The 25,906-nt window shown below is 49.2% G+C and carries 22 protein-coding genes; 9 read left to right on the top strand and 13 right to left on the bottom strand.

From position 1 onward, the window contains the following. Positions 1–200: 200 nt before the first annotated feature. The 5 genes from ACN0XZ_RS01345 to ACN0XZ_RS01325 all read right to left on the bottom strand — a co-directional run bounded on the left by ACN0XZ_RS01345 (position 201) and on the right by ACN0XZ_RS01325 (position 5,164). The gene (locus ACN0XZ_RS01345) at positions 201–836 is read right to left on the bottom strand and encodes a recombinase family protein (RefSeq protein WP_417455908.1); all 636 of its coding nucleotides are present in this window, start codon (positions 834–836) and stop codon (positions 201–203) included. Positions 837–903: 67 nt separating this feature from the next. After that, positions 904–1,380 carry a nucleoside 2-deoxyribosyltransferase gene (locus ACN0XZ_RS01340; RefSeq protein ID WP_417455907.1) on the bottom strand — a complete coding sequence of 159 codons (477 nt, stop codon included), beginning with the start codon at positions 1,378–1,380 and terminating at the stop codon, positions 904–906. Position 1,381: 1 nt separating this feature from the next. After that, positions 1,382–3,058, bottom strand: coding sequence for an SIR2 family protein (locus tag ACN0XZ_RS01335; protein ID WP_417455906.1), 1,677 nt, complete (start codon positions 3,056–3,058; stop codon positions 1,382–1,384). Positions 3,059–3,075: 17 nt separating this feature from the next. After that, positions 3,076–4,206 carry a DUF6884 domain-containing protein gene (locus tag ACN0XZ_RS01330; RefSeq protein WP_417455905.1) on the bottom strand — a complete coding sequence of 377 codons (1,131 nt, stop codon included), beginning with the start codon at positions 4,204–4,206 and terminating at the stop codon, positions 3,076–3,078. Positions 4,207–4,405: 199 nt separating this feature from the next. Next, positions 4,406–5,164: a hypothetical protein gene (locus ACN0XZ_RS01325; RefSeq protein ID WP_417455904.1), complete on the bottom strand. Its 759-nt coding sequence runs from the start codon at positions 5,162–5,164 to the stop codon at positions 4,406–4,408. A gap of 252 nt (positions 5,165–5,416) precedes the next feature. Here ACN0XZ_RS01325 and ACN0XZ_RS01320 point away from each other — a divergent pair, with 252 nt between their 5' ends. Then, positions 5,417–6,034 (top strand): tyrosine-type recombinase/integrase, encoded by a 618-nt coding sequence (locus ACN0XZ_RS01320; RefSeq protein WP_417455903.1) that lies wholly within the window; start codon positions 5,417–5,419, stop codon positions 6,032–6,034. A 1-nt stretch (position 6,035) separates the two neighbouring features. Here ACN0XZ_RS01320 and ACN0XZ_RS01315 read toward each other — a convergent pair whose 3' ends face one another. Further along, positions 6,036–6,416 carry a hypothetical protein gene (locus ACN0XZ_RS01315; protein ID WP_417455902.1) on the bottom strand — a complete coding sequence of 127 codons (381 nt, stop codon included), beginning with the start codon at positions 6,414–6,416 and terminating at the stop codon, positions 6,036–6,038. A gap of 152 nt (positions 6,417–6,568) precedes the next feature. Here ACN0XZ_RS01315 and ACN0XZ_RS01310 point away from each other — a divergent pair, with 152 nt between their 5' ends. Then, positions 6,569–7,522 carry a S41 family peptidase gene (locus ACN0XZ_RS01310; protein ID WP_417455901.1) on the top strand — a complete coding sequence of 318 codons (954 nt, stop codon included), beginning with the start codon at positions 6,569–6,571 and terminating at the stop codon, positions 7,520–7,522. Between the two features lie 397 nt (positions 7,523–7,919). Here ACN0XZ_RS01310 and ACN0XZ_RS01305 read toward each other — a convergent pair whose 3' ends face one another. After that, a complete protein-coding gene (locus ACN0XZ_RS01305) occupies positions 7,920–8,432 on the bottom strand; it encodes a hypothetical protein (protein ID WP_417455900.1) in 513 nt (170 codons plus the stop codon). A 287-nt stretch (positions 8,433–8,719) separates the two neighbouring features. Between ACN0XZ_RS01305 and ACN0XZ_RS01300 the strand changes: the two genes are divergently transcribed. The 3 genes from ACN0XZ_RS01300 to ACN0XZ_RS01290 are packed head-to-tail and all read left to right on the top strand — an operon-like array spanning position 8,720 to position 11,950. After that, a complete protein-coding gene (locus tag ACN0XZ_RS01300; protein ID WP_417455899.1) occupies positions 8,720–10,003 on the top strand; it encodes a hypothetical protein in 1,284 nt (427 codons plus the stop codon). Then, a complete protein-coding gene (locus tag ACN0XZ_RS01295) occupies positions 10,000–10,242 on the top strand; it encodes a hypothetical protein (protein WP_417455898.1) in 243 nt (80 codons plus the stop codon). Before ACN0XZ_RS01300 ends, ACN0XZ_RS01295 begins: the two co-directional genes overlap by 4 nt. Next, on the top strand, positions 10,190–11,950 hold the full coding sequence (locus ACN0XZ_RS01290) for a recombinase family protein (protein WP_417455897.1): 1,761 nt from the start codon (positions 10,190–10,192) through the stop codon (positions 11,948–11,950). Before ACN0XZ_RS01295 ends, ACN0XZ_RS01290 begins: the two co-directional genes overlap by 53 nt. On the opposite strand, the gene ACN0XZ_RS01285 is transcribed toward ACN0XZ_RS01290, so the two are convergent. Further along, a complete protein-coding gene (locus tag ACN0XZ_RS01285) occupies positions 11,947–13,110 on the bottom strand; it encodes a cysteine desulfurase family protein (protein ID WP_417455896.1) in 1,164 nt (387 codons plus the stop codon). The genes ACN0XZ_RS01290 and ACN0XZ_RS01285 overlap by 4 nt on opposite strands. A gap of 144 nt (positions 13,111–13,254) precedes the next feature. Here ACN0XZ_RS01285 and ACN0XZ_RS01280 point away from each other — a divergent pair, with 144 nt between their 5' ends. The 3 genes from ACN0XZ_RS01280 (at position 13,255) to ACN0XZ_RS01270 (ending at position 18,410) form a co-directional block, all read left to right on the top strand. Beyond that, positions 13,255–14,205: a DUF4007 family protein gene (locus ACN0XZ_RS01280; protein ID WP_417455895.1), complete on the top strand. Its 951-nt coding sequence runs from the start codon at positions 13,255–13,257 to the stop codon at positions 14,203–14,205. Positions 14,206–14,335: 130 nt separating this feature from the next. Continuing rightward, complete coding sequence (locus ACN0XZ_RS01275; RefSeq protein WP_417455894.1) at positions 14,336–17,575, top strand: ATP-binding protein; 3,240 nt, start codon at positions 14,336–14,338, stop codon at positions 17,573–17,575. Next, positions 17,568–18,410, top strand: coding sequence for a phosphoadenosine phosphosulfate reductase family protein (locus tag ACN0XZ_RS01270; RefSeq protein ID WP_417455893.1), 843 nt, complete (start codon positions 17,568–17,570; stop codon positions 18,408–18,410). The genes ACN0XZ_RS01275 and ACN0XZ_RS01270 overlap by 8 nt, the downstream gene beginning before the upstream one ends. 21 nt (positions 18,411–18,431) lie before the next feature. Here ACN0XZ_RS01270 and ACN0XZ_RS01265 read toward each other — a convergent pair whose 3' ends face one another. The 5 genes from ACN0XZ_RS01265 to ACN0XZ_RS01245 all read right to left on the bottom strand — a co-directional run bounded on the left by ACN0XZ_RS01265 (position 18,432) and on the right by ACN0XZ_RS01245 (position 24,388). Next, positions 18,432–19,361 carry a hypothetical protein gene (locus ACN0XZ_RS01265; RefSeq protein WP_417455892.1) on the bottom strand — a complete coding sequence of 310 codons (930 nt, stop codon included), beginning with the start codon at positions 19,359–19,361 and terminating at the stop codon, positions 18,432–18,434. Positions 19,362–19,379: 18 nt separating this feature from the next. Continuing rightward, the gene (locus ACN0XZ_RS01260; RefSeq protein WP_417455891.1) at positions 19,380–19,577 is read right to left on the bottom strand and encodes a hypothetical protein; all 198 of its coding nucleotides are present in this window, start codon (positions 19,575–19,577) and stop codon (positions 19,380–19,382) included. Positions 19,578–19,647: 70 nt separating this feature from the next. Further along, positions 19,648–21,795, bottom strand: coding sequence for a DEAD/DEAH box helicase family protein (locus tag ACN0XZ_RS01255; RefSeq protein ID WP_417455890.1), 2,148 nt, complete (start codon positions 21,793–21,795; stop codon positions 19,648–19,650). A gap of 1 nt (position 21,796) precedes the next feature. Then, positions 21,797–22,279, bottom strand: a complete 483-nt coding sequence (locus ACN0XZ_RS01250; protein ID WP_417455889.1) for a hypothetical protein — start codon at positions 22,277–22,279, stop codon at positions 21,797–21,799. Beyond that, positions 22,280–24,388 carry an AAA family ATPase gene (locus ACN0XZ_RS01245; RefSeq protein ID WP_417455888.1) on the bottom strand — a complete coding sequence of 703 codons (2,109 nt, stop codon included), beginning with the start codon at positions 24,386–24,388 and terminating at the stop codon, positions 22,280–22,282. A 334-nt stretch (positions 24,389–24,722) separates the two neighbouring features. Between ACN0XZ_RS01245 and ACN0XZ_RS01240 the strand changes: the two genes are divergently transcribed. Further along, on the top strand, positions 24,723–25,904 hold the full coding sequence (locus tag ACN0XZ_RS01240) for a type IV secretory system conjugative DNA transfer family protein (protein ID WP_417455887.1): 1,182 nt from the start codon (positions 24,723–24,725) through the stop codon (positions 25,902–25,904). Positions 25,905–25,906: the final 2 nt, after the last annotated feature.

Below are 25,906 nucleotides of genomic sequence, written 5' to 3'. Positions count from 1 at the left end.
TGTGTCTCCGCGTTTTGTGGTTGATGCGGAGTACTGTGGGCACGTCAGGAAACGTGTGGGTATGGCTATTGGGTAACATGTGACCCTGTTGTTTTGTCACATGTGAGAGCGCTGGTCTGGGATGCTGTAATCCCTTGGTGTGCCAAGGGTTAGACCTGTCGGGTTACAGGGGAAAAGATGTCCCCCATTTGCCGGGTTTTTCATAGGATATAAAGGAAACAGATTACCTTTTTGTCGGCGACTTCGATGCGTTTGGTGATGGCCTCGACAACGGTTCGTTTGCTCTCGAACGGGAGCGAGGGCCATTTGTCAAAGAGGCTCTCTTCGGCTGATGCGAGATCTGCGGGCAGGGGGTATGCTTCCAGTTGGGCGTGAAAGATGTCTTCGATGTCGTCGGGCGCAATCTTGTTGCGGCAGTCCGAGCATACATACTTCGGTGAGCTGGAAGGCACATACATCTTCTGGCCGCATGAGCAGAAGAGGACGCCCGAGAAAAGGTTGGTGACCTTGCGCGTTACACCTCCCTTCCCCTCTTGTGATTGCAGTATGGCTTGGCAGCGATCCCACAGCTCTTGAGGAACTAGTTGCTCGACCTCTCCCGGCACGCCGAGGACGCGGGGGTCGGTGAGGAGGCGGGTGAGGGTTTGGGAGGTGAACATGACACTAGCACGGGTGCGATGGCCTTCGGCGTTGATGATCTCGGCGACGGTCTTCTTGCGGCCATGTTCTGCGAAGAGCTCGAAGAGCCGGAGACGGGCTGGAGCCTCGTCAGGATTGAGGGCCAGTTGTCCACCTTCCCTTTTATAGCCGTATGGGGTAGGACCTGCACGGAGCATTGCCTTTAAAACCTCCAGTCAACCAGCAAAGCAACCCAACGGCTCAGATTGAATACGAAGTTAGTGGTTACCCTGGCAAGTCTGGTATTTGTTTTTGTCGGTGCGAAGGGTTCACATCATCGTTGTTAGAGAACTCAGAACGAACCTCCGAAATGGAACGAAACCAGCGAGTAACGGGCATTTCCAACATTGGGTTATCACCGTGCGGAAGAAGTGACCGTACATCACTTTTGTATGCCCAACATTTTTTCCCCAACCCAAACGCAAGTCCAACCTCAAAGGCAACCCCTTCATCGATTGTCCTCCCGTCATAAATGGCAAACACAATGTCGCTATTTTGGATTGCGGTTACATCATTATTGAACACTTCCATTTTTGCACTGATAGGAGGTGTCCCCTCATCAATTTTTTCGGCGACAAGAGCTCCATCTCGTTGCGGGAGGAATACGTCAAACTTGCCAGATAGAATCTTCGCCAGCTTTTGATTGAAAGCTCTTTCTTCCGGCGTAAATAGTGGGGCAGCTAAGTACAGTTTTTTCTTCAATTTAACTGCTCCCATGCGCTTTGTTTTCAATTAGGTCATGCATTTTGGTGGGCGTATAATCCCCTGTCAAACATTCTATCATAATTTGACGGGCAATTTCCTTCGCGTTAGCACGATCTGTATACCTGATCTTCTCGGGTGAGACCTGATAAGTTTCCCGCAGATCTTCGCTCTGGATGCGTAGGTATTCGTCATCGTTTTTTTTCAATCTTCCTCTCCCCAAGTTTCTCCGGATTAGCTCTTTTGGTAGGGCTGAAAGGAAAATAACTTCGCCTTCCTCAAGGCGACGACCGTTGCCAATGCCATTAAGAATTTTATCTGCTTTTTCTGCCACTTCCTCGGCCGTTTTGGAAAACGCAAGCGCGTCTAGTGGTCCTCGATCCATAAAATAAAACCCGACATCGGCATTTCTCATAAACTCATTCTTACGACGGATTTGTTTGCTCACCCAATTATCAATTTTGTTACGTTCTAAAGCACTTAAAGAGGTATGTTCCCGATACATTGCGGACGGAGGATTTCCTGTCCATTCTTCAAAAGTCTCAAAAGACCTTAAGTTTTCGATTAAGGTTGTTTTTCCCGCACCGACAGGCCCCACGATATAGTATCTTTGACAAGGTGAATCATGACCAAGGTCCTGTAATTCACTCCGTATCATTGATCGATCTTCACTAGTATTGCGAGTATATGCGACAAACTTCAGGAACTCATGAATTTCCTCGGTGGTAAGGAAGATGGTTACCAGATTATAAACTTCCAAATTTGTGGCAAAAACGTGTGAAAGATAGCCCTCTGTTAGTGCTTCCGCATTTGGCATCCAGTGGATGAAATAATGAGGGTGAGCTGGGTGCCTATTTCTACAGGCGCGGAGCAAATTCTTGAGGGAAACATCCTCAAGTGACAATCCCAGTAGTAAAAAAGTGCTCTCTGAAAAATAAGATAGGCTTCTTTCTGCCGACGGGCTGTTCGCGTCGACGAGAACATCGGCAAAGGCACTTTCGGTAAACACTAAATCACCACTACGTTTTTTCCCTCTGTGGAACGACAATAGGCCATTCAAGTGATAGATTGTCGTACGTCCCCGCGTGGGGAGTTGCTCTGGCAACCAGCGGACGTCGGGAGCTTTCCTGTCGTCCATATGCTTTCTACTGCCGTCATTCTCCAATAGATGCCGCATGGCGAGGGAAAGAAGGTCGTCAAAGTTCAAGGTTAACACATGGGGGCATTGAAATGCCAAGTTGGCTAGTTCCGCCAAGTAAGGATGGTTAGATATCACGGCTTCTATGTCATCAGTGTCCGCAATATCCTTGTAAAGGCCCCGCCGCACGATATCTAGCCAAGCATTCTTGTGTTCTAGATCTGCAAAATCGCTTGTGCCTGAATACTCGTCACGAGTAGACCAAAATTGCTGAAATAGTAGTTGTGTCCGATATGCAGCAGCCATTTTGTTGGGGCTACATTCCACTATCCCCGAATAAGTTTCGCGAAAATCTGATAGTTCGTGAGAGATGCGTTCAACGAGTTCTTCCCACATAGGAATGCCTGCGTCTGTCGAGGCTCCGGCCCCAAGCATAAGGGAGAGTTGCTTTCCATCTCTACGCTGTATGATATGGCATAGCCACTTGGCTAAGTTGGGTTGCCGCCTGATAGCCGAACGCAAGTACTTAAAGGTTTCCATAAAGCCCCCGCCCTCAATTAAGTTTCCAGTAGTCCAAAATCCTTCAAAGCGGCGAGGTTTTTGGGCGTCAGCCGAGCCCCCACATGCCGAATGTTCCAAAGGCCCGAATGGGCAATTACCTCTCTGTCAGAGTAGTTTCCCAGCCATTTATTTGTGGGTGTGTCCAGTATGGCCATGTCCTCTGTCAGCAAGGTAATAAGGCCGGATTCTATGTCAGAACGAACACTATTGGCGCTAGACACATCATCGGCTGGGATAAAGGCAACGAGATACTGGGAAAGCGTTTCAGAGACATATTTCTCTAGTTTAATCTCCGCCTCACGAATATCTTGAGGGGCCGTTGAGCCAATTCCCCAATTCTGGGCTCCATCGCTTATGTCGTCTCTTGCAATTATAGCTCTGCCCACATGCAGCCGAAAAATCGAGCCTCTGTGATTCCCATAACCAGCTTCTGTTCCTTTGTGGGTTCTGAGGCGGTTTCTTAGGGTTGATTTTGAATTTAGGGACACTCCATGGGTGCCTATCCTAACAATGCGTGGCACCATCGCTGAGTAAGCGCTCACCTCCGCCGGATCCATAAATATATATACCCCCTTGGATGGCAAAGTGGTGGTTGCGAGGTCGCATAATCGAAAGACTTGGTCTGCTACGAATTGCCTTTCCAGCGACTTATAGAGTGCCTGAATCCACTCATGACGTGTTTCTGCTCTGTGCCACGTATTTAACCTCTTTAGCCGGTTCCCGAGCGAGAGGCCCTCCAATGGACTTTCCAAAGAGTAGCCTTCGGTTTTCAACCCATTTTTGATTGGAGCTATATACCTCGATCCGGCAAGCATATAGAAAACTGTGTTACGTGAGAATTCTGCAGCAATCTGTTTTCTTAGGGCAGCGCCCCACGTTGCAAGGGCGTCACTGTTATATCGGGTTAATGTCTCATCATAGGGTGCTACGATGTGATGTTTTGATAGAAGTCCATGTTTCGCCGAAAGAATAAAAAAGTCATCGCAATAGCGCTCAGCAAATTCTCTAGATTTTTTAAACAGGGGCGAGCAGTAGATATCTTGAGCCGCCATTTTCTCTGCCAACTTCTTTTTGCTGCAGGATATTAGGCAGATGACTCTGAAACCCCTCTCTCTATATTGGGCCATTTCATTTCGAATGGAATGTAGTGTTGCGCTCATGCTTTTTGAGATATTTTCGCTGCCCCAAACTCCCAACAATCTTAATAGTTACAAAAAAAGCGAGAATTGTTAAGCTAATAGTAGCACAACTTAGAGCGTTTCACGCTATTTGTATCCAATCATTCGTCAAATGCGTGTTTTTTAGCTTTGCCCAGACTATTATCCGTCACGCTGGAAATCGTAGATAAGGGCTGCAGGTAGTTTCTTTAATTTTCAAATGAAACGGATGTAATGAAGCTACGCGAAACACAGCATGTCCTGGCCCAAACCACGTCTCTATCCGGCTCGGCTCGCTAGACGTTCCCGCCTCGCATGTTTCTGTATGTCCGTTGATATGCACCAGTCGCACTGTATTCTTATATCGCTCGACAAACCCATATTGCAGCCAGCGTTCACCAAAGACGCCGGGGTTGCAGAAGGCGAAGTGAAACACCTGTGGTATTGAAGGCATATTGGCCGGAGCAGACAGTTCAATGCATGCGTAATACAGCGCCTGTTTTGTCGGGTCATGCTCGAATTCTTCTATATGCCATGGACGGCCATAGTAATCTTCGGCGAGCGAAGACGGCGGCCAAGCCTGCTGGCGACCGAAGAGGTCTGCCAAAAAGCTGAGCGATGGTTGCCGCCACTGCCGCAATTGTACAGAAGTCAGCAGCCAGTGAATGGCGTCGGATATGCCGCCGTCTTTGGCGGTGAGGATGCTGAAGGGGTCAATATCGAGCAGGCTGCATAAGGAGAGCAGATCGCCTGCCGTGCGGGGAAGCTGTCCATTCATCCAGCGATATATGGTTGCGCGGTCTGGTGGGGTTGAAAGTATCTTCCGCTCGGATGTGGCCCAGGCATCAAGCAAGCCAGGCACCCGTTTAGGGTAGTGGTCAGCTACAAGCGTTTTGAGTAATGTTCCATTGAGACAGATTGCTGCCACCCTGTTCCTCCACGTGTCGCATATAAAATCGGCCCAATGCGACAGCCATAGCGCCAAAATATCCTATTCTTTTGCCGGAGAAGAATGCAACTGCCACGCCCCCTGTGGGCTGATACGCACCGCGAAATGCCGAGAACATGGTATGATGAATAGGATGATTTTTCCGCAGAAATCTGCGCTTTTGAACAGTTCGATCATATTGTTCATGGTCGGAGATGATGTCAACCTCATTTGTTTCGAGTGGTTAGCGCTATGACGACATCTCTTGTGTTCGATGCCCGTGGCAATCGCAAATACCTCAACTTGTCTGAGCGACAGGCCTTTTTGAGGGTTGCGACAGCCTCGGAGCCCGAAGTTATGACGTTTTGTATGGTCATGGCTTATACGGGCGCACGTATTTCTGAAGTGCTCGCCCTTACGCCGATGCGCATCGATCTTGAAGGCCAAGCCGTGGTGCTCGAGAGTTTGAAGAAACGACATAAGGGCCATTTTAGGTCCGTGCCGGTGCCTATGGAGTTGTTAAATATAATAGATAGGGTTCATGCGATCAGGGACGCGCAACAAAATGCGCAGCATATAAACCAGCCGCTATGGCCGTGGTGCAGGACCACTGGTTGGTCGCGAGTAAAAGAGGTGATGGAGCAAGCTGGTATCGAGGGAGTGCACGCCAGCCCGCGTGGGTTACGTCACAGCCTCGGGGTATCCGCCATTCAGTCGGGAGTGCCGCTCAATATGGTGCAGAAGTGGCTGGGTCACACACATATGCAAACGACGGCAATCTATACCAATGCGACAGGGCCTGAGGAGCGGCAATTTGCCGATCTTCTGTGGAAGGGCCTTAGTAGGCGAGTGGCCTCCCAAGATACTTGATCTAATCCCCAAAAAATCTCCTCTGACCTTCTTCTGTCAAGCCGAAGGCTAACTCTCCTACATGCCGACAACATAACGAACCATTATAAAATAAAGCTTTAATCAGCCCTTTGTCTGGCAAGCGAGTGCCATCTTCGAAATTAAAAACAGCTGGAAACACCCGTGGCGGTAACGCGTCTATAGCGTGCTCTGCTAAGTAAATATAAAAAGGGACCGCAGCGTATTTGCGAGGCATGTACCCGCGTTCTCGTTTGCGTGCAGTCAGCCATGCATCTAGTGACTGAGGAGCGTGTTTGGGGAATTTCGTCAAAGGCTTACTAAGGCCCGGATATCTGGTTGCGATGAGTGACTCCGCTTCCGCCACCGTCATCTGAATGTGCATTCCATCCTCCCCAAAAGACCACAACTGAGAGATTAACACCTCAGCTTAGCACAGCTGCCGCATCAACCCCCCCCTTGAACAATATGATCGAACTGTTCAAGGGCTAATCGCATTTCCCTTGGAACAAATTCGTGATCCAAGGGGAGGCAGGTGTGAAAAGTATATTTCTGGGAGGGTGTGTCGCTGCTGCGCTCATGCATGGTTCTTCTCTGTGGGCCGATGATGCTGTAACGGAGAAAATCGAAGCCCACCTCCTTGACCTCATCAAACAATTCTCCCTCAGCGAGATTGACGAGGCTGCTTGCCTGAGAGATATCAGAAAGGAACTGGATGGCCGTCACGGCGACGAATGTTTCGGTCCCTTTGACCGCATCATCGGTGGTTGGCAGGAAGAAGCGGCCCGAAAGCATTGGCAGGAAGATGGTAAAACTGTCTCTGCAGATGTGCCGGGAGATTGGGCCTATGTACGGATAGAGCGTTTTGGCCTGAACACTGCGGAGGAGTTTTATACGGCCGTCTCCAGTATCGAGCAGGAACACATCGTACTGGACCTACGCCAGAATGGCGGCGGTCGGTTGGATCAAGCCATCAAGGTGGCGCTCATGGTGGTGGACCCAGGCAGTGATGATCCCGTCTATACCGAAACCAAGCGGGACAGCGAGGCATCCGATTTTCGCCTCATCAGCAAAACCTTCCATGTCCGCGAGCTGGCTGAACGCTTCTATCCAGAAGAGCCTGAGCGGGTTGGCAGCCTGAGAGACCGGCGCTTCGCGATCCTCATCAACGACCAGACATACTCGGCCTGTGAAATACTCGCCGAGATCATGCGGCGACTGAACCCGGACAAGGTATTTCTGGTCGGTCGGCAGACCTTTGGGAAATGGTCAGCTCAGGCATGGTTTCCCTTTGTGGATGCCGTGGGTAACAAGCGGCGTCTCGGATACACGGTGCTGCGGTATGCGCCTGGTGCAGATGAGGCGCCTCCTGCCCATGTGACGCCAGATTATAAGCGAACCTATAACCTCAGGCGTGACGGCGAACTCGGTGTTGCCACCGACACGGTATACACCTTCGCCATCCGCCAGCTATTCCGGCGGGCACGATAATGCGCTGCCGGTATCATCTTCCAGTTTGCTCTCTACCCCTCCGTATGAAAAGCAAGTGGTGCGAGAGCCGCGTGTCCAGTCTTCCTTCCCAAAAGACGGCTGGACACGCACCTGTTTCACGAACCGTACCTTTCGGCAGGCCTTCGCAGGGGCTGCCGAGAGAGCTCCGACTTTTCATGGTGTCTTGTCGGGGCAGGGGGTGAGGTGTGGTTCTGGCGCGCCTCACCCCTTTTAAGGGATTATTATCAATATCTGTTGCATCGTTCTGTTGGCGCCGAAGCTCTATTCCAGCATTAACACCTACCCGTGTGATTGGCTATCACCAGAGCTTCGGCGTTTCCTTTATATGAAAAGCCCCGGCAGTGCCGAGGCTTGAAGAACAGTGTTGTAAGAACGTTTATTCCCTACCAGCGAACTGAAAATAGGTGAGGATCAGCGATACGGCTGAGAAATAGGTCATAGCATCGGGTTCTGGATCCCAGAGTTTGCGCGGCGGTGGAACCAGCGATTGCAGTTCTGGTGTCATGTCGCCAATCTTCTCGGCAATCGCCTGCTTTGTTGTGATGCCATGTTTCTCGAAGGCTTGCTTGATCTCACCCCGTGAATAGCGGAACAGCCTGATATGGTTCACGCGGGCGATCTGCCCGAGGGCATTGATCAGCTCAGCGACCCGTTTGCGGCGCTCATTGAGCTCGTCAGGGATATATTCAAGGATCAGGATATCCGGACGGCAGTCTTCAATGAGCTGCTTGAATTTGCGGACGCAGACCTTGTTCTTCTCCTCCCCTTTCGCAGCCCATTTGATACCCCAATCCTCCAAGGTGTCATCGTTGTAAAGGGCATAGCCGAAACCGATACGGGTTGGATAGGCAGCAAGAACACGCTGCCCACGACCGTGGGTCTTGTTCATAGGGTTATGAAGTTATCTCGCGCGCATCAATGGTTTCACTGATGGCGGTCAGGCAGGCTCAAGTGCATGGTGGACAGTCCCGGTTTCCAGCTCTCGGTGGAGCGAGCGAGCATGTCTTTTAATGTTGATACCAGGCACAGAAGGCGCGGCATCAGACATATAGGTTACGGGACTGATCACAGATGCACTAGGGGGGGGAAGTTGATGGAGGCGACAAGCCTCTCCCCCTACCTTGCTGAGCACACTTTGCATAGACTGATGGACATACTCGTTAACGCCCATATGCCATGTCAAACCAACAGCCCTATGAGCCGCTCAATTCGGAACGGCTTGCTCATGTTCTCGACCTCACTATCAAACATGACCGCACCAACAAGCTGGTGACCTTCCTGTGTGCCCTGTCGGCCTTCACGGAGGACGACCAGTTCAACGTCTCATACAATGCCCCATCATCCACCGGGAAAAGCTATATCCCCATTGAGGTCGCCAAGCTCTTTCCCGACGGCGACGTGATGCAGATGGGATATTGCAGCCCGACCGCTTTTTTTCATGATGTCGGCATCCCCGACAAAACCAAGAAGGGCCGCGTTGTCGTCGATCTTGGCCGTAAGGTGCTGATCTTCCTCGATCAGCCCCACAACGAGCTCCTGTCACGTCTCAGGCCGCTTCTGTCGCACGATGCAAAGGAGATCAACATCAAGATCACCGACAAGAGCCAGAAGCAGGGATTGCGCACCAAAGATGTGCTTCTCAAGGGATACCCCAGCGTCATTTTCTCAACGGCCGGGCTCAGAGTGGATGAACAGGAAGCGACGCGCTTTTTCCTGCTGTCGCCTGAGGTGCATCAGGACAAGATACGCCAGAGCATCGGTGCTGCCATTGATCGTGCAAGCGGTGGAGAAAAATACATTTCCAAAGTGGAGCGTGACAAAGGTCGCATGCTGCTCAAGGATCGTTTGCAGGCGATCCGGGACGCGCATATCACCGATATCCGTATCAACCCTAAACTCCAGATCGAAATTCAACGTGTCTTTCTGGACGATCAGAAAGTTCTACGCCCGCGCAGTCAACGAGATATCAAACGCTTCATCTCACTGATAAAAGCGTTCGCCCTGTTGAACTTCTGGTGGCGGGACAGGGATGGTGCCACCATCACCGTGCACGCCGATGATTTTGCCGAGGCACATGCTCTCTGGACGGAAATATCCGTCAGTCAGGAACTCAATCTGCCGCCCTATGTCTATTCCATCTATCGTGACGTCATCCAGCCGGCATGGCGGGACAAGCAGAAAGCCTATGGCGGACGGCTGGTCGGATTGACCCGGGCTGAGGTTCTGTCCGAGCATTTCCATGTCTATGGCCGCATGCTTGACGCCACCCAGCTCCGCAAACAGATATTGCCTATGCTGGAGACGACAGGGCTCGTGATCGAGGAGCGCGATCCAAACAATCGCAACAGGAAATTCATCTTCCCTGCGGACCCGAATGAGACGGGTGACAGTGGGAACCCGAGTGGGGTACCGGCCAATATCCCAAGTCAGGTTCGCAATATCAGCGACAGCGAGGTATGATCGGCAAGGTTCCAGATAGGCGGCGGAAAGTCATCCGCCGCGTGGTCCGCTGCCGACCAAACCTGCCGTATATCGATCCGAAAGACTATGTCTTTTCAGAAGAGACGGTGCGGTCACTTACGGAGCTGGCTTTCCTCATCAATGAGATAGAAATGGAAGAAGAGGCGGAGCGTGAGTTATCCGATAATGCCACTCACCATGAATCCAACTACACCTCAGGAAAAGCACCTTCTGCGTGACATGCGGGCAGGAGCCTTTCGCGATCGGTATCTGGTCTATGACCGCAAAAGTACCGACGAGCCGAACAACCAGAAAAACTCGCTGAAATATCAGCGGGAAGAAAACCTCAAATTTGCCGAGCGGGCAGGGCTGCCGGTCGCTTCCCTATCCCTGTCCGGCTTTTGCACCGACGGCATAATCGCCGAACGACATTCGGGCTTCAAGGAAGATAATAACGTCATCATCAATGCTGCAGGCATGGTGCAATATGACATTGCCCGGCCCAAGTTCAGGCAGCTTATGCAGGTCTTGAGCAAGGGGTATTTCAAGGGTGCCATATGCCTCTGCTGGGACCGTATGAGCCGCAATAAAGCCGATGATGCCATCATCGCCAAGCTGATGCGTAGCGGCATCGATATCCGCTTTGCCTTTGCTCAATATGACGATACCAGCGCTGGGGCGCTGCATATGGATATCGACGGCATGTTCGCCGCCCATCATTCCCGTGTCACCAGCGAGAAGGTGAAGCTGGCGACCCGCAACATGCGGGAGCGCGGTATCTGTACCTATAAGGCACCTATTGGCTATCTCAACATCGGCAGCTCAACCGAAAAGCCGTTTGACCCCGACCGGGCACCCATCATTCGCCGTATGTTTGAGCTTTATGCCGAGGCGGACATGAGCCTGTCCGATATGGCCCGGTGGGCCAATGAGCAGGGCCTCACCACCCCGCCGATGCGCAGACGGCGTACCGAGGCGGAAATGCTGGAGGAGGATGAAGATGAACCAACATCACCCAAGGTCTGCCGTCCGGTGCCAAAAACACAGATACACCGCATCCTCACCAACCCCTTCTATCTCGGCATGATCGTCGGCAATGAAGGTGGCTATGTGAAGAGTTCAAGCCACAGGCCACTTGTGAGCCAGAAAACCTTCTATGCGGTGCAGGCAAAGCTTGGCGAGAAGCGGGTCAGTGTCCACTATGAAAACAAGCTGGAACTGCCGTTTCGCGGGCTTGTGCGGTGTGGTGAGTGCAGGCGCGTGTTCACGCCCTATACCGCTAAAGGCATTGTCTACATGGGCGCACGCTGCAAGCCGGGCTGTCAGAACAGCGTGAAGAATCTCAGCCTTGAAAGCATTGAGTGCAAGATTGGTAATGTGTTGGAAAATCTGGTGCTCACCGATGATGAACTGATTGAGATCGAAGCTAGAGCGTCAACCGATATCGCACTTGTGGAGCAGAAGCGTCACGAGCATCTGGCTGAGAACGAACGCCAGAAGCGCAAAGTGCGGGAGGATCTGAAATACCTGCGGGAGAACAAGCTGGCACTGTTGAAGACCGGCGCCTTTGACGCCGACGGTGTCGTGAAGGAAGAAAATCGCTTGAACAGAAAGCTCCTCGAATTGCAGCAGGCGGAGCAGGATTCCGACGCCACAATGACCGAAGTGATGGAAAGTGTCGTAATTCTTTCCGAACTCTTGGAAAGCGCGCATTCCAGCTATATTTCGGCAAAACCGCCGCGAAAAGAGCGGATCGTGCGATTGGTGTTTTCCGAACTTTTGCTCTCGGAAAATACGTTGAGTTTTAGCTGTAGAAACGGATTCCAGGCGTTGGAAAGCCGCCTCGTCTCATTGGGCTGCCCGACAGCATGGCTTTCAGAACTAGCCAACCCTTCCGGGATTAGGGAAGGCATTGCGGAATTGAGGGCACTGCTAGCCGAACTTTAGTACCCCACCCCAGTTCCCACTGTTAATCGTTGGCGAACGGCGTCACCAATAAGATTTGCTGCACGCAGTATTGCGTCAGTATTTAGTCCAACTCCAACGCTAAGGCGAACCGTTCCGTCGGATGCAGCTTCGCTGTCAACCGCCTTCACTACATGAGACGGTTCAGGAATGCCGGATGTGCAGGCAGAACCTGTGGATGCGGCAATTTCAGAGCTTAAGGTGCCCAAAAGCATTTCAGCATCAACCCCGGGTACATGAATATTCAAATTTGATACGTGTCTGTCTTCGATATTTGGGCCAATGAGTCGACTCTCCGGTAGTGCTCTCTTCAGGTTTCTCCAAAGTTCGTTGCGAAGGAGGGCTAGTTCTGTTCTCAACTTTTGGCCATTTGATCGCCAATGTCGTGCAGCCTCCCCGAAGCCAACGCATAATGGCGTTGGGAGTGTCCCGGAGCGCATCCCAAATTCTTGGCCGCCACCATGAATTATGGGACCGATCTGATCTTTTGTTTCATGGCTAATATAAATCGCGCCAATTCCTTTTGGGCCGTTCATCTTATGAGCTGAAATACTTGCGAGATTCACTCCTAGCTCTCTCAGGCTGATGTCAGAGTGTGTAATAGCTTGTGACATGTCACTATGCAGAAGAACACCATATCGTCCGCATAACTTAGATATGGTTCGAATGTCTTGTATCGTTCCAATTTCATTGTTGGAAAACATCAGAGATAGTAGCTTTGGCTTGTTTTCTGCTATCTTACATTCCAAATCATCGACGTCGACATACCCATTATTGTCCACCCCGACATATACAACGCTATGCCCCTGACTTTCTATATGTCGGGCTGTGGCGAGAACACACTTATGCTCAGTAGTGCAGGTGATGAAGCTAGCGCTTTGGGTGGCCTGAAAGACACCTTTGATGGCAAGGTTGTTGGCTTCAGTTGCTCCAGATGTGAAGTAGATCTCTGAGCCATCCACGTTAAAAAGATCAGCTATAGCGTGACGGGCTTCTTCTATTGCCCGCTGAGAGAGCATACCCAATAGGTGGCTTGAGTGAGGATTTGCGGAATTTCCCTCAAGGAATGGCAGCATCTTATCAAGTACCCCGGGAGCTAAAGGGGTGCTCGCTTGATGATCGAGATAAATGATATTGTCCAAAAATACCCCCTTTAGTGACTAGAAACGCAACTATGTATAACAAAAAATGTACTGGCGATGACTCCCAGGAGATGTTGACTTACCTCTTTCAAAATTGCAATTTGTTTCCTGGAGATGTTCACCAGGACCTTACCGGAGCGACATATGGAAAGAAGTTTGACTAGCCCTGACTATACGCCCCAATTTTCAGGACATGAGTCCTTTCACTTGAGGTATGGTTGGCTCAAGAAGGCTTATGACCAAGTGTCCCTAGCTCTTGCCAGCGGGAGAGATCCGCTCAAGGTTTTCACAGATGATGACGCGATCGCTCGTTTTGGGGTGGGTAAAAACATGGTAGCTTCGATAAGGTTTTGGGCAACCTCTTGTGACGTATTGAGCGTTGAAGACGGAAAAATAGCTCTAGGAGAGACGGGGAAGCGGGTTCTTGATGATCTAGGTTGTGACCCCTACCTAGAGAATCCAAATTCTTTGTGGCTGATTCATTGGAACTTGGCGTCCAATGTGAACCGGACTTCCTTTTTCTGGGCTTTTAACCATTTCAATGAAGCAACTTTTTCGAAGTCGTTGATGGAAAAGAAGCTATTTGCTCATGCAGAGCAATACGGCTGGAAAAAAATAAACAGATCTACAGCTGATAAGGATTTGGCTGTCCTTCTAAATACTTATGCAATGCCTGCGCTTTCGAAAAAAAGCTCTCAAGAGGATAGCCTCTCGTCGCCATTGGCAGAGCTTGGGCTTTTGCGACAAAGCCCCGAAGACAAAAAATATCATTTTGGATGGGGCTTGAAGCCAACTTTGTGCGATGAGCTGTTCCTTTTTGCTCTTTTGCAGTTCTGGCAACGTTTTTCAGATGCCAACACCTTGAATATTCAGTCAATTATGCTTGAGCCAGGGTCGCCGGGAAGAGTTTTTCTCATGGACGAAAATGAGCTTTCGATGCGTCTCATGAGACTTTCGGAATTGACCATGAACGCATTAGCTTGGTCCGAGACGGCAGGCCTCCGCCAGATCGTCAGATCAAAAGAAATCACTGTTGAAAAAGCATGGGCGCATGTGACGAGCTCAATCAATAGCCACCACAGTAAAGCAGCTTAAAATGACACTCCAAGATCGAGTTAGAATCTCAAGAAAGTTTATACGATCCACTCGAATTGACGTGGACTCTGCGGCGGGATCTCTGGATGGGTTTGTTTTCTCGCCCTCACTGAAGGAGTTACTCCTTCGTATGGGCGCGCAGGAGAGCCTTTCACACCAAGGCGCTTACACTTGGACAGGCCCATATGGTAGCGGTAAGTCAAGCCTAGCCGTAGTGCTTGGCCAGCTCATTGGCGGGTCGTGTGCCAATAGAAAACATGCCGCGAAGATTGTGGGCGATGCCCACTTTGTTGAACAGATCACAGAGCAGTTCAAACCAAATGAATGTGGGTGGACTTTTCTCAACGTGGTTGGCGAACTTATTGAACCTCAGCGTGCGATAGCAAAGCGAATAAATGCGAGTGGGCTTTCTAAGATCGACGAAACCGCCACTGCGGATGAGGTCATTGAAAAGCTCTCAGAATTAGCTGCCGACAATACAGAGACATCAGGGGGGCTGTTTCTCGTAATCGACGAGATGGGGAAATTCCTAGAGCACTCCGCTGCGGGTGCAAATGATATTTATTTCTTTCAGCAATTGGCGGAGCGCGCGTCTCGTAGCAATGGGCGGCTGATTGTTGTAGGGATTCTCCATCAAGCATTTCAAGAGTATGCAAACAAGCTCGACCGAAATATTCGCGATGAATGGGCAAAAATTCAAGGTCGCTTCACAGATATTCCTGTAAATATTTCTGCGGATGAGCAGCTTACGCTGATTTCCCAAGCCATTGTCTGCGACAATGCGCCGAAGCGCATGGGTGACTTGGCAGCAAAAACTATAGCCCTCCTGAAGGCTTCTAAGCTTACATTGGCTGATGAGACTAAAGCTACTCTCCAGAGTATCTGGCCGCTGCATCCTTTGGCAGCGATTGTGCTAGGGCCATTGTCAAAGAAGAGTTACGGACAAAACCAGAGAAGTATTTTTACCTTCCTAAGCTCAGCTGAAAGTGGAGGTCTGCAAGACTTCTTAGCAAACCACAACGAGGGTGATCTTTACCGACTTTGTAATTTGTGGGATTACCTAATCCAAAACCTATACTCGTCAATCGCGATTTCAGCGGATAGCCATCATTTCTCGAATGCCATGGAAGCCTTGGACTTGGTGGCACCAGAGTATGAGGGGCACCTCGAAGAGTTGATTCTGAAGTCAATTGCGCTGTTGGAGCTAACTCGGAAACAATCTGGATTGGGAGCATCAGAGGAAGCTGTCATTCTTGCCTGTGACAACTTCCCTAAATCAGAAGTCCAATCTGCATTAAAGCGGCTCCTTGAAAAATCCGTTATTGTCTTTAGGCATTATCGTGGCACCTACGGCCTTTTTGAAGGTAGCGATTTTGATATTGAAAATGCACTTGAAGAGGCATCGCGCGAGGTAACCAAGCCAAATTTGACAGCTATCAGCGAAGCAATTGGTTTCAGTGCGATTAGTGCAAAGCGGCATTACCATGAAACAGGGACCATGCGTTGGTTTGATTTCATGGTATTGCCGGCTGATGAGCTCAAAGATGCCTTTCAAAGGAGGGCCAAGTCCCAAGCCTTTGGGTGTGCTGTGTTGGCGCTTCCCACCAATGATGAGCCGCTGGAGCGCATTAAAGCACATCTGAGTGAGCTCCAAAGCTCCATGAAGGGCGAGACATTGTTGCTAGCAACATCTCCCGATGGAGCCCGGCTAGTCTCGTTGGCTAGGTCTCATACTCTCTTAAACCACATCTTGGATACTCGACAGGAGGTTGGTAGAGACAAAGTTGCTAGACGTGAGATAAGAGACCGGTTGGAAGCCACCACCAACTTGATAAATCAAGAAATATGGTCGATTTTGAACTCATCGCTATGGGTAATGCCCAATGGAGATGTTGAGCACTTGAGTTGGCCACTGTTAAACTCGGTTATTTCAGACATCGCCGCCAAAAAATTCGCTAAAGCGCCTATTATACACAACGAATTGCTGAACCGCCGGGCTCCTTCGGGAAGTGCAAATGCGGGGTTAAAACAGCTTCTGTATGCAATGGTGCTCCGCGAAGAGAAAGAGCAACTTGGTTTTGTTAAATATCCAGCAGAAAAAGGCCTCTATTGCTCTATTCTCGAAGCGAACGATCTTCACCAGAAAGTGGGGAAGGTTTTCAAGTTTGTTTCTCCATGTAAAATCGACGGCAATACATTCCAACCGATTTGGGAAGCTACAATAACCTACCTTCATGACAATGCCGATCATAGCGTTTCGTTAAATGAACTATACGACCTCTGGGGACAAGAGCCGTATGGTGTGACGGATGGCTTGATGCCTCTGATCGCAGTTCTTTTCTTGATTACAGAGCGCTCAAGTCTCGCGTTTTATCGTGAGGGCATATTCCTTTCAAGGTTCACCGACATTGACATTGATTACCTACTGAAGGCTCCAGAGCTCATCAATGTTCGCTGGATGGACATGTCAGAATTGTCGCGAAAGCTTCTTTCAAATTTGGCAGGTATCGCGGCAGATATTTCAGGGCAGCCGGTGCTGAATTTGGAGCCACTTGACGTTGCTCGATCACTAATCGCAGCGTTCGACAACATCGCCCCATGGGTGCACAAAACATCGAAGCTTTCTCAAAATGCAATTCAAATAAGGGCTCTGTTCAAGCGATCCACAGATCCGAACAAGTTTTTGTTTGATGATATTCCTGCTCTCTATGCCAACCAGGTCAATACGGCTTCCCAAGAAGGGGTGGAGTTTATCACGCAGCACATCAAGGATGGGCTGGTGGAGCTAATGGAACGCTACCCCCTAATGCTACATAAGCTGCGTGATCAGGTGTTGCATGAACTGCAAGTGCCGAGTTTGGCACCTCAAGCAATCAACGAATTAAATGAGCGCGCGAAAACGATCAAAGGCATAACAGGGGAGATGCGCCTCGAGGCCTTTATCGGCAGGCTGTGCCAATTTGACAATGAAGATACTAGTATTGAGCAGTTGGTCGGTTTAGCTATCAATAAGCCAGCTAAGGGTTGGGTTGATAGCGATATCGATAAAGCGGCAGTTGCTCTCATTAATTTTGCCCAGCAGTTCAATAAGCATGAAATGATTGTTCGTGTTGATGGTCGCAAAGGCAAACGAGAAGCCATGGCAGTTGTTGTCGGCATGGATGGTCGCCCGGTACCGATTGTGCAAGAGTTCGATGTTCTGGACAGTGAGAAAGCCAGTGTGGATAAGATTGCTGCCGAGTTCCAAAAAGTGCTCTCAAAGTATCCCGCGCTTTCTCAAAATGTCGCGCTCGCAGCCTTGGCTACGGTCAGCGCCTCTGTAATCGGCGTTGAGGGCGCAGGTGATGAGGAGGAGGTGTCTAATGGATGATGCAAATACAAAGCATGTCCTAGGGCTCTCTGGCGGTAAAGACAGTGCAGCACTGGCCGTTTATATGAGCCAAATGCACCCCGAGCTCGATATCCAATATTTCTTCACTGATACCGAGAAGGAACTTCCAGAGGTATATTCTTACCTATCGATGCTTGAAGGTTTTTTGGGGAAAGAAATTATCAGATTGGATCCAAGCCGCCATTTTGACTATTGGCTGGTCCAATATAAGAACTTTCTTCCATCAGCGCAGACACGTTGGTGCACCAAAATGCTGAAGCTGAAGCCGTTCGAAAACTGGGTTAAGGACGAATTTCTTAGCAAAGGCTACAAAGTATATAGCTATGTCGCTATTCGCGCTGACGAAGAGTATCGGGAGGGATACGCCTCCAAGAACGATAATCTTGTAGTGAAACTACCGCTCAAAGAGGCTGGGATCGATAAGCCCGGCGTTCACGACATTCTCGATTCAGCGGGTCTAGGCTTGCCTGCATACTATGAATGGCGGTCACGTAGTGGTTGTACCTTCTGCTTCTTTCAGCAGAAGATTGAATGGGTCCGCCTCAAAGAACGACACCCAGAGGCCTTCGAAGAAGCCAAGGCGTACGAGAAAAACGCCCTTGAGCATGGTTCCCCTTTCACATGGTCACAAGGTGAATCCTTGGAAGAAATGATGCGCCCTGAACGAGTGGAGGCGATCAAGGCTGACTACGAAAAGCGTATGGAGCGCGCTAAAGCGAAACGGGTTATTGATCCCCTACGTCCAGATAGCACACCGATCGATATAGACGATCTTTACGGTCAACAAAAAATGTGTGTGGCGTGCCATAAATAGTGTTATTCAGACCACTGCTGTTTAAAGGCCATCTTCTCTGTAGCCAATCCAGTCTTCAAATTCGAAGTCTTGGATAAAATGAAGAGATCGGCAATATGTTGGGCTACAATTATCCAAGAAGCGGTCAAACTCTTCGCCGCATGCACCGTCAACTTGATCGTATTCCCAGGAATTGAACCCGTTGAAGAACTGGCCCAAGAACATTTGAATATATAGTGCTGCTGTACGGGAACCCGATTTCAACAGATATTCCAAGAATCCATCAGCCAAGTAAGAGCTCCCAATATTTTCTGGATGCTCCATCAGAGGGAAAACGCCGTGCGCTATGTAATTTCTTAGGTTTCTAAGTAGGTGCAGGCCATAGTTTAAATCCGTAGAATTTACGTTATTCATGCCAGACAAGCTGGCAGGAAATACCTTCCGATAATACGAAAAGGCTTTTTCGAAATTGCTACATATATGGACCAATTGATCAGGCACATACATTTTACTACACTGATTCACTAGATACGCAGCCTTTAAGCTTACACCTCTTAACTTCTTGTCAAGACGGAATTTCTTATTAAATTGAGGAGTTTCATAACGGCCAACAACAAATCTGTACGTTTCCTCTAACGCATTGCATATGAAGATGAACCTGGTCAGGTCGGTCGAGTAACTCGAATAGTGCTTGGAATTACGATCATAGTAATCCGCAACTGTGCCGCAATAAAAACCATCTGAGCCAGAAAACTCCCATGCATTTATTTCAACGTTTTTTAGTTGACTGGCCAATTCAAGCCAACTTCCAATCGTTGAAGGAAATACCTCTCTCGAACCATCACCGCTTTGATAGCTCGCAGATCCGCCCAGATAAAGACAGTATTGAGACAGTTCGAAAAGATGCTTTGCCAAAGGCCTCATCTTTGAACAAATATCGCATTTTTGAGTTGGGAACTCAGATTCTGACATCTTAGATTGACTTCTACCTTATTCAAAAGCCATGGAGAGATAAAGCTTGCTCATTCTAGCGATCCACGCATCCTTATTGGTAATGTCGATGCGAGGGACACCAAGGTATGCCTTCAAATAGGTTTTAAATTCCTCAATAGTAGGCAGCCCTCTTGCCTGAGACTTTTGCAAGCCAAGACCTCTGGCACCATCGATGCCAGTTTTGCCCTTTTCCATTAAACACATCATAGACGTTGGCAGCATTAGCCTTAAATAACCGATCTAAGTCCCCAGCCATAGATTCCTCCTATATCAAGTGCTCCAGCGAGTACCGGGTCAGGATCGGCCTCAAGCTGTTATAGCACTCGTGCCTGTTGGCGGATAAACTAGCAAACTCAGCGACCCTGGCGAGCTCAGCTTTCAACAGTCGTCTTGAATATCCTGACTCATCATCTTCGGCCTCAGGAAGCATGACAAGAAAGTCGTATATTTCCGCCAAGTCTTTTCCTTTGGATCGCCGTAGAATACGTCCGCGGCGCTGAATGAACTGACGGGGGTCGCGTGAACTAGCAAGTATAAATGCTGTTCTACAAGCTGGGATGTCGATGCCTTCATCAAGACATTTGATGGCGACCAAGGAGTCGCGATATCCGCGTTTGAAGCTATCTAATATCTCATCTCGCTGTCTTCGGTTTTCCCGCGCCGTGAACTGGGAGCTTGTCCAGCCATGATCATGGAGCACTTTGCTGACCACTTGGATTTGCCTTAGGCCGATATCATCTTCTTCAGGGTCCTCAGGATCTATTAGGCCGTCCCCGCAGTAAAATAAGCTGTGAGGGATGGGATGATTAATTTCGTCGAGGATATACCGTAGTGCGGTTATCTTTTGGGAGGCCGATGCAACTACTCTAGCTCTGTCTCGAAGCTTGGCTTGTAGAGGTTCATTATCTGAATTGCCTTTCTTGCTGCTTGATTGTGCTGCAATCATCCGGCCAATTTGTGCCGATAGAGTCCGATATTTGTCCGACTCTTCTGCGTTAAGCTCAACGGGGATAACGTTGTAACGATAAGGCGTGAGAATGCCATTCTTGACTGCTTCTGCGAGAGAATATTGATCAACCACCTTGCCGTAGATGCTCTCAAGATGCTCATTGCGCTCTTCGCTGAGATAGTGTTCAGGTGTAGCCGAAAGACCTAGCCTGAACCGGGCTTTGGTAGGAATGTATCCCTTAAAAGAGAGGGAGCCATGGTGGTGACATTCATCGCCTATCCAAAGCATCTTGTTAGCGTCAAGTGCCTTGAGGTGTCTTTGAAAACTAGGCGATTTAAGAGTTCTATTAACCACAACAATGGCGGTGAACTTTGCGGTACCTGTTTGGTTGGCATGAACTGCGTTCGCAAGGCGGCCTTCCCAAAGGTGGCGAGAGCGATAGCACCTAATTGCATGGATGTTGAACAGCTCCAAGACTTCTATCCATTGATCTGCAAGATCCTGATATGGAACCGCAATAACGGTTATAAGACCAGGGACCTTGTTAGCTATTTGTACAGTGCCATAGATTGAAGTAATAGTTTTACCTGCACCTGTGCATAGGGCCAAAATGCCAATAAAGTCATTTGCACGCCATTTGTTCAGAGCTTTAGTTTGGTGCTCCCGTATCTCAAAGTTGCTACCGTGGATTTTTTCCGGGACCCTCGGAAGGGTTGATGTCGGTTGTTTTTTCGGTTTCCCAAGGAACTCATTCCAGGCGGATAATTCCATCTCTACTGATGGTTTCTCTTCCAATGCTTTAGAGATGAGATCTAGTTTTCGTTTGGCAGCCTCTGGAAATTCGATAACTGCTGTGCCTGAATACTCATTGTTCCAAAGCCTTTCAAACTTGAGTGCGTGCGGCTTCCAATGCGGTTCGAGCTCGGGCACCCAAGATTTGAAGGCGTTGATCGATTCATAGTTGAATTGAGGCAAAAGAGCTTTGTCTGTTTCGTTTGCGGATCCTGTGAAAACTATGCAATCACCATCCGCATCTTTGATGATGCCTACTTTTTCATGGAACAGTCCATTGGGTCTCAGCGCGACTTTGATCTCCAATCTGTTGTGAGAAACCAACCAAGCAAGGGCCTTAACGCGACACTGAAAAATTGAGGAAGTCTCTTCGTCCACCTGTTGCAGGAACTGTGTCCCTAACTGGTCGGCAATTTCCTTGCGTTTATAGCCGGACTTTACTGCCTCAAAATCTTCTTCGCTGACAAATGCTCCAACGATGAGCTGGATATGTCCCTCATTTTCAATAAAGACAGAAAATGCTTGCGCAGCATACGTCAATGTCGCGGCGGAAAAATATCCAACAGACCGTTGATAACTAGAGGCCTCTGACAAAGCAGGAATATAAAAGTCAGTGAGTAGATTATCTTCCTCACTTTCGTAGACCGCTTTGATATCAACATCGCGAAGCATTCTAAAAGCTAATATCTGCTATCTGCTGTTCGACATCTGCATCACTACTAGATGATGTGATATAGCCAGCTTTATGCAAGCCCACGATGATGGCTTTGTCAGGAGATTGATCTGCGTACTCCTCAAGCCACTCCGACACGAGGGTCATTCCCCCATTTGCATACTCTTCAAAAATCTGAGCGCACTCGCCTTCGTGACCTTCTCTAAGAATGTCTGAACTCTTCGTTTCGGCGATACCAATAGCCCACAGAATTTCAATAGCCTCGTTGTGCTCAAATTGTGCACCAGCGATGTCTTCGACTCCCTGGGATTTATCCAACGGTATTTTGCGCCCCTCCGAGTATCCTAGCAGTGCAGAGAAGGTCATAAACTCTCTTATGGTCGGGAACAGTGATTTACCGAGTTCTGGGAGCTTATCGGTACATAACCGCTGAACCATGGGTTCATGAATTTTGCTTCGATTTATGTTCGCCGCACGTGCCATCTAAGCCACTCCCTCAATGACGGTGCCATCGAAATTTGAAGAGTAAACAGTAGTGGATATTCGCTTGGTCCCGATATCGATGTGTTCACTCTCCTTATCGCCTTGTTCTCCTGTGTTGTGGCGTATAAGGCAGAATTCAGCGCCGATCTTGTCTTTAAGCCTAGCCATCACATTTGCCGAGCCTTGCTCGCTTGATACCATTAGGATCACCTGAGAGGCCATTTCCGGAATGAACTCCGCCGTGGCAACTTTGTATATTTGGTCAAGTTTGCCGAAAGGCGAATCCAAGACCAAAGGTGCTTCGGTTCCAGGCAACAAATGTTCACCGGAGGCATTTTTTCTCAGTTTAGCGAATTTGCAAAGGGCGCCGATGAAAGCAAGGCCCAGCAACTGATTTTCGCCTTCACTTTTGGCCATGGACATTCCATCGGAATTTCGAAGTTTGATTGTGAAATTCTTATCCATGCTAACCACGAAATCTTTTCGAGCTGTTTTGTCGATGATCTCCCTAATGAAAGTGCGAATCTGAGCCTTGGCAGAATCCTCATCGTTTTTCAGCTCGTTTTCTAAACGTTCCTTCAGGTCCCTAGCCAAGTCCCGACGCGCGATGAAGCGCTTGGCTTCTCGGCTCTTCGCTGTGATCTGATCAATCTGCTTACTGATATCTCGTTGTTCACGTTCACAGCGAGTTATATTCATTTGAAGAGATACTACGTCGCGATCGATTTCTCTTTCTCGATTGCGGAGCTCTTCTAACTTGATTTCTTTTTCGCGAATCTCATCAACGTCGATGTTTTTGATTTGGTTTCGGCATTCGGCGAGTTTTACCTCAAGCCGAGTAACTTCTTCCTCTTCGTCAGCCAATTGAGCTCGGGCCTCGTTCAGGCGAGAAGGGGCCTTTGTTCGGTTCTCACTAAGGCTTTCAAGCCTTGATCTCACCTTGATGATCCGATCCTGTAGTACTTTGCTTGAAGCAGTGTCCAGAAGGGAAGCAACCAAAGCAGCTTCTGGAGATCCTGCTGTCAATGGGGCGCCGCAGATACATTTTTCCGCCCGCAGAACTGATGAAACGAAATCCTTATTGTATGGTGCTGGGATTTTACCCCTAGTGGTTTCATCCTCTAGGCAATCATGAGTTTCTTCCGTAATCTTGCTTGCTACAAGAAAGCGGCCATTGTCTCCAAGCCAATTAAGCACTTTAGTCCTAGCTGCATTGGCATTGTTTTGCGCGCGTTTAAGGTGTCGCTCGAGCTCTTCTTTCCGGCGCTGTATTTCCTTAGCGGCAGCACTGTCGCGCAACTCTTTGTTGATATCGATTTGTTGTTGGGAAATTGAAGAAAGCTCTAATTCCGCTTGCTCGATTTTCTGTTTGGCTGTTTGTATCTGCTGTTCGAAGGATTTTTCTTTGTCTTCAAGTTCTTGAATATTGGTGCTGCCGACGGCTGAGTTCGCATTTTTTCGATATTCTTTATGGATATAGTCAAGGTCATCGATAGCACTCTGAATCAGAGTACAGCCAAGGATGTCTCTTACGGCCTTACCTACTTCATGGCGATTTTCTTCCCCAGAAATAGTCTCGGCGTGTTCCCCATCAAATAGGAAGTGGCCAGCCATATCTCGAGGGATTACGGAGTTGATGAATGCTTCTGGTTCTACGTGAGTATGAGGAACATGATTGCCGTAATCGATTTTCGCCACTTTCAGAGTATTTTGTACGGATTCGTCGCTTTTGCTAAAGTGACGAGCCGCTTCATAATCTGCTCCATTGTGCTCGAACTGCACTCGAACACATGCAACATCTTCCCCTTCTTTTGCAGCCTGGTGGTTGAGGATGTCTTCTCGTTGCTCAAACCGTTTTGTAGTTTTGCGATAAAAACACCACAAGAGCGCATTCAGAAGTGTTGTTTTTCCGACCCCATTTTCCGCATGGATCAAGGTGACATTTTTTTCAGGGTCGCGTGAGAAGTCGATGGTGCATTCGCCATAGAAACATCTGAAATTCTTCAGGATGATCTTATCAAGAATCATTGGTGTCACTCCCTTTGGCCCGCCGATCAATGATTTCTCTGATTTTTTTTCGACGCGCTGTAGGCGAATTGCCAGTCTCATATAGGACCTGGCGCTCTGCCCCAATGATTTCACGAATAATTTGGTCCAACTCTTTTTCTGTGTACAACAAGCTATTTCCCCCAAGAAAGCGCGATAGACCAATAACAACTGCAAGAAGTTACAAGATTGAGTTGTGTAAATTCAATTTTTTTCTACAGGATGTACTAACGCTTGAGCCAAAATAATAAGCATAAATAGCTGTTTTGGTGAAAGGGTCACAGGTCAGGCTGGAGGTCTCTATGAGTGTGAGCTCATGTGAAACAGCGTCTGTCCTTGGGGGTTAGCTTCGTTCTCCTCCTGGAAAATTCTTTTTTAAACTGTAATAATATAGGCAATGTTATCGTCCATCCACGGGTTGTTGCACGTTGCTTGGTCCAACAGTCGGACTGAGAAAACCAGAGTATCTATCAGGTTGTTGGACCGCCTATCCCATATGTATGTCATTGGAAAAACGGGCACCGGTAAGACCACCCTTCTAGAAAACTTGCTCCTGCAGGACATCCGTGCCGGTCGCGGCTTGGTTTTGCTTGACCCGCATGGCGACCTTGCCGAGCGTATCGCAGCTCGCATCCCATTATTCCGTTCCGACGACCTGATCCATTTCAACACGACTGCCTCACGCCAGACGTATGGCTGCAATCCTCTGCGGCGGGTGTCCCCGGATGTTCGGCCACTCGTGGCGTCCGGTGTGTTGGAGGTGTTCAAAAAGCAGTGGACTGGCAGCAGTTGGGGGGTGAACATGGAGCATATCTTGCGCAATGCGTTGCTGGCGCTCTTGGATATGCCCCGTGCGACATTGGCAGATATTCCCCGTCTGCTCACGGATGAACGGCTTCGAGAGTCTGTGATATCCCATATTGCCAATCCGCAGGTGAGGCGGTTCTGGGAACATGATTTTGAAGCTGGCGGCTTCAATCGTGCCAATGCACTAGGGCCAGTGCTCAACAAGGTGGGAGCCTTCCTGTCCGACCCTATGCTATATCGTGTGCTGACAGCATCGGAGAAGCCACTGTCCTTTCGTCGCATCATGGACGAGCAGAAAATACTGATCGTGAACTTAGCCAAGGGACGGATTGGCGACGATGCATCTTCCCTGTTGGGCGGACTTCTTGTCACGATGCTCACCAACGCAGCCTTCAGCCGGGCAGATCAGCCGGAGCACAGGCGTGAGCCATTTTTTATCTATGCCGATGAGTTCCAGAACTTTGCGACAGATAGCTTTGCCAACGCGGTATCCGAGCTTCGCAAGATGAAGGTTGGGTTGATCTTAGCGCATCAGCATCTGCACCAGATACCCGAGAATATCCGCGCCGCAATTCTTGGTAACGTAGGTACGCTCATCTCCTTCCGCGTCGGCGCACAGGATGCACCCTATATGGCGCGGGAGTTCTATTCAGATATCAGCCAGGAAGATCTCATCAATCTCCCCAACCACCACATCTACCTGAAGCTCATGATCGACGGTGTGCCGTCTCGCCCCTTCAGTGCTGTGACGCTACCGCCTCGAATTCCCTAAAA

Source organism: Kordiimonas sp., assembly GCF_048264555.1.
GTDB lineage: Bacteria > Pseudomonadota > Alphaproteobacteria > Sphingomonadales > Kordiimonadaceae > Kordiimonas.
The sequence above is the reverse complement of the archived record's forward strand: the minus strand, read 5'-3'. Positions and strand labels throughout refer to the sequence as shown.

Bases quoted from the DNA above. Each gene is read 5' to 3' on its own strand.
- ACN0XZ_RS01345 (WP_417455908.1), bottom strand. From the start codon at position 836: ATGCTCCGTGCAGGTCCTACCCCATACGGCTATAAAAGGGAAGGTGGA.
- ACN0XZ_RS01335 (WP_417455906.1), bottom strand. From the start codon at position 3,058: ATGGAAACCTTTAAGTACTTGCGTTCGGCTATCAGGCGGCAACCCAAC.
- ACN0XZ_RS01330 (WP_417455905.1), bottom strand. From the start codon at position 4,206: ATGGCCCAATATAGAGAGAGGGGTTTCAGAGTCATCTGCCTAATATCC.
- ACN0XZ_RS01320 (WP_417455903.1), top strand. From the start codon at position 5,417: ATGACGACATCTCTTGTGTTCGATGCCCGTGGCAATCGCAAATACCTC.
- ACN0XZ_RS01315 (WP_417455902.1), bottom strand. From the start codon at position 6,416: ATGCACATTCAGATGACGGTGGCGGAAGCGGAGTCACTCATCGCAACC.
- ACN0XZ_RS01305 (WP_417455900.1), bottom strand. From the start codon at position 8,432: ATGAACAAGACCCACGGTCGTGGGCAGCGTGTTCTTGCTGCCTATCCA.
- ACN0XZ_RS01300 (WP_417455899.1), top strand. From the start codon at position 8,720: ATGTCAAACCAACAGCCCTATGAGCCGCTCAATTCGGAACGGCTTGCT.
- ACN0XZ_RS01295 (WP_417455898.1), top strand. From the start codon at position 10,000: ATGATCGGCAAGGTTCCAGATAGGCGGCGGAAAGTCATCCGCCGCGTG.
- ACN0XZ_RS01290 (WP_417455897.1), top strand. From the start codon at position 10,190: ATGCCACTCACCATGAATCCAACTACACCTCAGGAAAAGCACCTTCTG.
- ACN0XZ_RS01280 (WP_417455895.1), top strand. From the start codon at position 13,255: ATGGAAAGAAGTTTGACTAGCCCTGACTATACGCCCCAATTTTCAGGA.
- ACN0XZ_RS01275 (WP_417455894.1), top strand. From the start codon at position 14,336: ATGGGCGCGCAGGAGAGCCTTTCACACCAAGGCGCTTACACTTGGACA.
- ACN0XZ_RS01270 (WP_417455893.1), top strand. From the start codon at position 17,568: ATGGATGATGCAAATACAAAGCATGTCCTAGGGCTCTCTGGCGGTAAA.
- ACN0XZ_RS01265 (WP_417455892.1), bottom strand. From the start codon at position 19,361: ATGTCAGAATCTGAGTTCCCAACTCAAAAATGCGATATTTGTTCAAAG.
- ACN0XZ_RS01260 (WP_417455891.1), bottom strand. From the start codon at position 19,577: ATGGAAAAGGGCAAAACTGGCATCGATGGTGCCAGAGGTCTTGGCTTG.
- ACN0XZ_RS01255 (WP_417455890.1), bottom strand. From the start codon at position 21,795: ATGCTTCGCGATGTTGATATCAAAGCGGTCTACGAAAGTGAGGAAGAT.
- ACN0XZ_RS01250 (WP_417455889.1), bottom strand. From the start codon at position 22,279: ATGGCACGTGCGGCGAACATAAATCGAAGCAAAATTCATGAACCCATG.
- ACN0XZ_RS01245 (WP_417455888.1), bottom strand. From the start codon at position 24,388: ATGAGACTGGCAATTCGCCTACAGCGCGTCGAAAAAAAATCAGAGAAA.
- ACN0XZ_RS01240 (WP_417455887.1), top strand. From the start codon at position 24,723: ATGTTATCGTCCATCCACGGGTTGTTGCACGTTGCTTGGTCCAACAGT.